Annotated in this window: 4 protein-coding genes and 1 pseudogene; all 5 read left to right on the top strand. The window is 28.4% G+C overall.

Going from position 1 to position 4,911, the window contains the following annotated elements; all coding sequences use genetic code 11:
* Nucleotides 1–648, top strand: a pseudogene (locus HMPREF0072_RS09470) (recombinase family protein); the annotation flags it as partial.
* On the top strand, nucleotides 641–1,699 hold the full coding sequence (locus HMPREF0072_RS12540) for a recombinase family protein (protein ID WP_004829900.1): 1,059 nt from the start codon (nucleotides 641–643) through the stop codon (nucleotides 1,697–1,699). The pseudogene HMPREF0072_RS09470 and the gene HMPREF0072_RS12540, both read left to right, overlap by 8 nt.
* Nucleotides 1,700–1,751: 52 nt before the next feature.
* Nucleotides 1,752–2,384 (top strand): hypothetical protein, encoded by a 633-nt coding sequence (locus HMPREF0072_RS12535; protein ID WP_004829898.1) that lies wholly within the window; start codon nucleotides 1,752–1,754, stop codon nucleotides 2,382–2,384.
* On the top strand, nucleotides 2,377–3,897 hold the full coding sequence (locus tag HMPREF0072_RS09460) for a recombinase family protein (RefSeq protein WP_004829897.1): 1,521 nt from the start codon (nucleotides 2,377–2,379) through the stop codon (nucleotides 3,895–3,897). The genes HMPREF0072_RS12535 and HMPREF0072_RS09460 overlap by 8 nt, the downstream gene beginning before the upstream one ends.
* A gap of 197 nt (nucleotides 3,898–4,094) precedes the next feature.
* Nucleotides 4,095–4,898, top strand: coding sequence for a KilA-N domain-containing protein (locus HMPREF0072_RS09455; RefSeq protein WP_039931415.1), 804 nt, complete (start codon nucleotides 4,095–4,097; stop codon nucleotides 4,896–4,898).
* Nucleotides 4,899–4,911: the final 13 nt, after the last annotated feature.

The raw sequence follows: 4,911 nt of genomic DNA, 5'->3' as shown, positions 1-4,911 counted from the left end.
AACAAGGAAAAATCTTGCACAAGACACAGCATAAAAGAAGAAACCTTGATAAAAGCAGTATCTAAAATAATGAAGTCCTACATTGAATTTAATGAAAATCTATATTCTAAAGTTCAGCGTATAGATATAAATAAAAATTTGAAAGACAATCAAATTCCTATACTAAAACGAGAAAAAGCAATGACAGAAGAACTCTTATCTTCCCTATACCTTGACCTAAAAGAAGATGTTATTAGTAAAGAAGAATATCAACTTTTTAGAAAAAACTATATAGAGAAATTGACTAAATTAGATGAAAGTATCGAGTATAGATTGAGAAAACAGGAATATACTAAGGAGAAGATTGACAAAAATAAGAGTTGGATCATCGACATTAACAAGTATAAAAATTTATCGGAAATAGATAGATTGTCTGTTGTGATGCTTATTGATAAAATTTTTATTTCTGAAGATAAGACGATAGATGTTAGGTTTAATCATACCGAAGAATTGTCTTTACTTGAAGAAATGACAAAAACGGATAAGCCTGATATTAAATCTAACATCATAAAAAAGAAAAGTGTCTATATAAGTAGGAAGTCAAAAACTATTCCCACTGCTATGAATAAAAGTCTTGTAAGTGCTGAAAGTGAGGTATGCTGTGGCTAGAACAAAAAACAGGCATATATCACAATCAGAAACAGAAGTTGGAAAAGTGATTGAAAATATATACATTGCCGGTATTTATGCTAGATTATCACAGGAAAGAAAGGAAGCTTACAGGGATAAAAGTAATTCACTTGAAATGCAGGAAGAACTTTGTATAAATGCTGCAAAAGAAAAAGATATAAAGATTTTAAGAGTATACAAGGACTATGAGTATTCTGGAACAAATTTTAAAAGACCTGCATTTATTGAAATGATGGAAGATATCCGAACAGGTAGGATAAATTGTATCATAGTAAAAGATATGTCAAGGTTTGGTAGAGAGTATTTAGAAATCGCAAACTATATCGAAAAAGTATTTCCATTTTTGGGAGTTCGATTTATTTCCGTAAATGATAATTTGGATACTAAAGACGGTATAAAATCAGAACAGAGTTATGAAATAGCAATAAAAAATATCTTTAATGATTTATACGCAAAAGATATTTCAATGAAAATAAAAGCCTCTAAAGAAATAAAAATGAAACAAGGGTCTTTTATAGGAGCGATGGCTCCGTATGGCTATAAGGTTGATAAAATTGATGGAAAAAGAGTTCTGGTGATGGACGAAAAGGCATCAGATGTAGTAAGACTTATCTTTTATATGGCAGGTCAAGGTAAATCCAATATGCAAATAGCAAGAGAATTGACTAAAACATATACGACACCTGATGAATATAAAAGAACAGGTAAAATTTTTAAGGATAAAGAAGATACAAAACAATGGGATATTTCTTATATATCAAAAATGCTTTCTGATGAAGTATATATTGGGAATTTGATTCAAAGAGTATACTCAAATAGACATGATCCAAGTAGGAGAAGTAAGTTTCGTGATAAAGAAGAGTGGATTATAACAGAGAACACCCACGAAGGGTTAATAGACAAAACTACATTTGAAAATATCAGAGAGATAAAGGAGAAAAAACAAAACTATCTACCTTACCATTCACTGAAAAACATAATAAAAGACGGAAAAGAAAAATGTTGGAGTAAAAATTCAAAGAGATCATAAAAAAGAAGGAAAGTATGACGACCTCATACAGTGCAGTGTTTGTGGCAGATATTTGAAAAAACAATATGGACCAAGAGGACTGAAATATCATGATGAGATTTGCTATTGTTATTATTGTAAAGGTGGAGACAGATTAAAATTAGAAAAATCTCATGTCAGAATATATGAAACAGACCTCGACAAAATTTTAGTAGATACCTTTAAAAGACTGTTTTCAAGCTTTTATAAAAAGGATAAAAGATTACAACTAAAAATATATTTAGAAAGTATAAGTGCTAAAAAGATAAATCAAGTTTCTATAAAAACAGATGTAAATAATAAAAAGATTGCTTCTCTTAGGATCAATCTACAAGAACAATATGAAAACTATGTTAAAGGAGATATTCTTTTAAGTGATTTTAAAATAGAAAGTAAAAAAATAAATAATCAAATAAAAACCTTAAAAAATGAGTTAAAAGTTTTTGATGAAAGAATAAGAAATATAAAAAAGATAAAAAGAGAAATTATAGAATTTATAGATGTACTATTTTGCTGCTTGGATGCTAAAAGCATAGAAGTTGATAAAGAATTGGTCGATACATTAATTAGCCATATAGAAATATCAGAGTATAAGCAGGTTACCATATATTTTAAGTTTAATCTTGATAAAGATATGGGAAAGCAGTTGGAGGTAGAGCATGAATAAGATAGCTATATATTTAAGACTTTCTGAAGAAGATTATCACAAAGTAGATGAAAGTGTAAGTATAGTAAATCAAAGAGATTATATAAAAAGCTACATTGAAAATGAAACATCTTTAAAAAGTTGTGAAATAGAAGAATATGTAGATGATGGATATTCTGCTACTAATACAAATAGACCTTCATTTTTAAGGCTTATTGAGGATATAAAGAGTGGTAAAGTAGGAACTATAATTGTAAAAGATATGTCTAGGTTTTCAAGAGATTATATTCTACTTGGGGATTATTTGAGCAATATATTTCCATTTTTAAAAATACGATTTATAGCTATCAATGATTGTTATGATTCCATAAACGAAAATGGAAATGGATTAGATATGGATACACAGTTTAAGACATTGTATTATGATTTATTCAGTAAGGAATTATCTGAAAAGGTAAGAAGTTCTATTAGGCAAATTAAATCGCAGGGGAAAAATATAAATTGGGCAGCACCTTTTGGATATATTAAAGATCCTAAAGATAAACATAGTATCATCATTGATGAAAAAACAGCTTTTATAGTTAAAGAAGCTTTTGATTTATTGCTAAAAGGATATTCGTGTATTCAAGTGGCTAATATATTTAATGAAAAAGGTTATATTACACGCTCTGAACGAAAAGAAGAACTGAAACTTTCTGATTATACTGGAAATTTAATTACTGGAAGTGAGGTAAAGAAAAGAGTTTGGACAAATGCAGCTATCTCACAGATTACAAGGAACGAACTATATACAGGAGATTATGTATATAATAAATTCAAAGAAACAAAAATAGGTGGAAGAAAAAGAATTTTACTTCCTGAAGAGGAATGGAAAATACTTCCAAATACCCATGAAGCGATTATTTCAAGAGAAGTATTTGATAAGGTTAAGAAAATAAAAGAAAAACGAAGTTTTGGGGGATATACAGGAAACAAAAATCGTTCTATTTTTTCTGATAAGATTTTTTGTAAAGAATGTGGTAGACATATGAGTTTTCGCAGTGATATTAGACAAAAGAAAAATTCAGATAAAATATACAAGTATAAAAGTTATTATTGTAATTTATGTAAAGCTGAGAAAACACCAAACAATATCAAAGAGAAAGATATTATTGAACTTATAAAACCCAAATTAAAAGATTTTAAGATACAAAACACATTAAATGAAGAGAAAGTCATAGAGCACAAGAATGTGAAAGAAGAGATTCTAAAGGAAATATCCATATTAAACAGCAATTTACAAATCATCTATGAAAATTATAAAAAGAAAAATATTTCAAAAGAGGACTATTTAAAGGAAAAAACTTTTATCCAAGATAAAAAGATATTATTGGAGAGTAAGTTGGAGAAATTGAAGTCAGAGGAGATTGATTCAAGGAAAGAAACGGATATTACAGTCTTAGACGAAGAAAGTTTATTGAAGGCTTATGTAGACAATAAAATTGATAAAATAATTGTATCAAGAAGTGGAGAAATAGAAATTGTAGAAACATAGATGAATAGCATTAAAAGTAACTCATAATCTCGCCAACTTTAATTTTAATACGCCAAAATAAAAATAATGGCGAGAAAATTCCGGGAAAATTCACGGAAATAAATAGTACTGTTTACTATGAGTTGATAGGGTAAATATTTAGGAACAAACAAAATGATATAATAATAGTTAAAATGAGATATTGTGAGGTGATTTTTGTGTCTAAAATAAATGTGGAAGGATCAGAAATTAGCATTATTGCCATAGATAATAGAGATTATATTTCTTTAACCGACATGGTTAGAAATGCTGAAAACGGTGTGGCACTAATAGAAAAATGGCTAAGGAATAAAAATACAATTGAATTTTTAGGAATATGGGAAGAAATGTATAATGCGAATTTTAATTCCACCGAATTCGAGGGAATTAAAAATGAAGCAGGTTTTAATCGTTTTATTTTATCGGTTAAACAATGGGTCAATAAGACGAATTCTATCGGAATTATTGCCAAAGCAGGAAGATATGGTGGAACATATGCACATAAAGACATAGCTTTTGAATTTGCGTCGTGGGTATCACCTTATTTTAAGCTCTATCTTATTAAAGAGTTTGAGCGCTTAAAAGAAGAAGAACAAAAACAATTAGGTTGGGATATCAAGAGGAATTTAGCTAAGATAAATTACAAAATTCATACAGATGCAATTAAGAATAAACTTGTCCCTGAAAAATTATCAAAGGAAAGAATAAACTATATCTATGCAAGTGAAGCAGATATATTAAATGTAGCTTTGTTTGGAATGACAGCAAAAGAATGGCGTGAAAATAATCCGGAGTTAAAAGGAAATATGAGAGACTATGCTGATATATCACAATTAGTGTGTTTATCAAATCTTGAGAACTTAAATGCTGTTTTTATAAATGAGGGAATGGATGCAACTGAAAGGATAGAAAAATTAAATGCAATTGCTATTGAACAAATGAGGATTCTAACAGAAAGTGAACGTATAAAAAAGTTAAAATAAAAGTTTTGTATAT

Source organism: Anaerococcus lactolyticus ATCC 51172 (assembly GCF_000156575.1).
Taxonomy (GTDB): domain Bacteria; phylum Bacillota; class Clostridia; order Tissierellales; family Peptoniphilaceae; genus Anaerococcus; species Anaerococcus lactolyticus.
The sequence above is the reverse complement of the archived record's forward strand: the minus strand, read 5'-3'. Positions and strand labels throughout refer to the sequence as shown.

Excerpts from the sequence above, each read along its gene's own strand:
- HMPREF0072_RS09460 (WP_004829897.1), top strand. The coding sequence starts at position 2,377 with ATGAATAAGATAGCTATATATTTAAGACTTTCTGAAGAAGATTATCAC.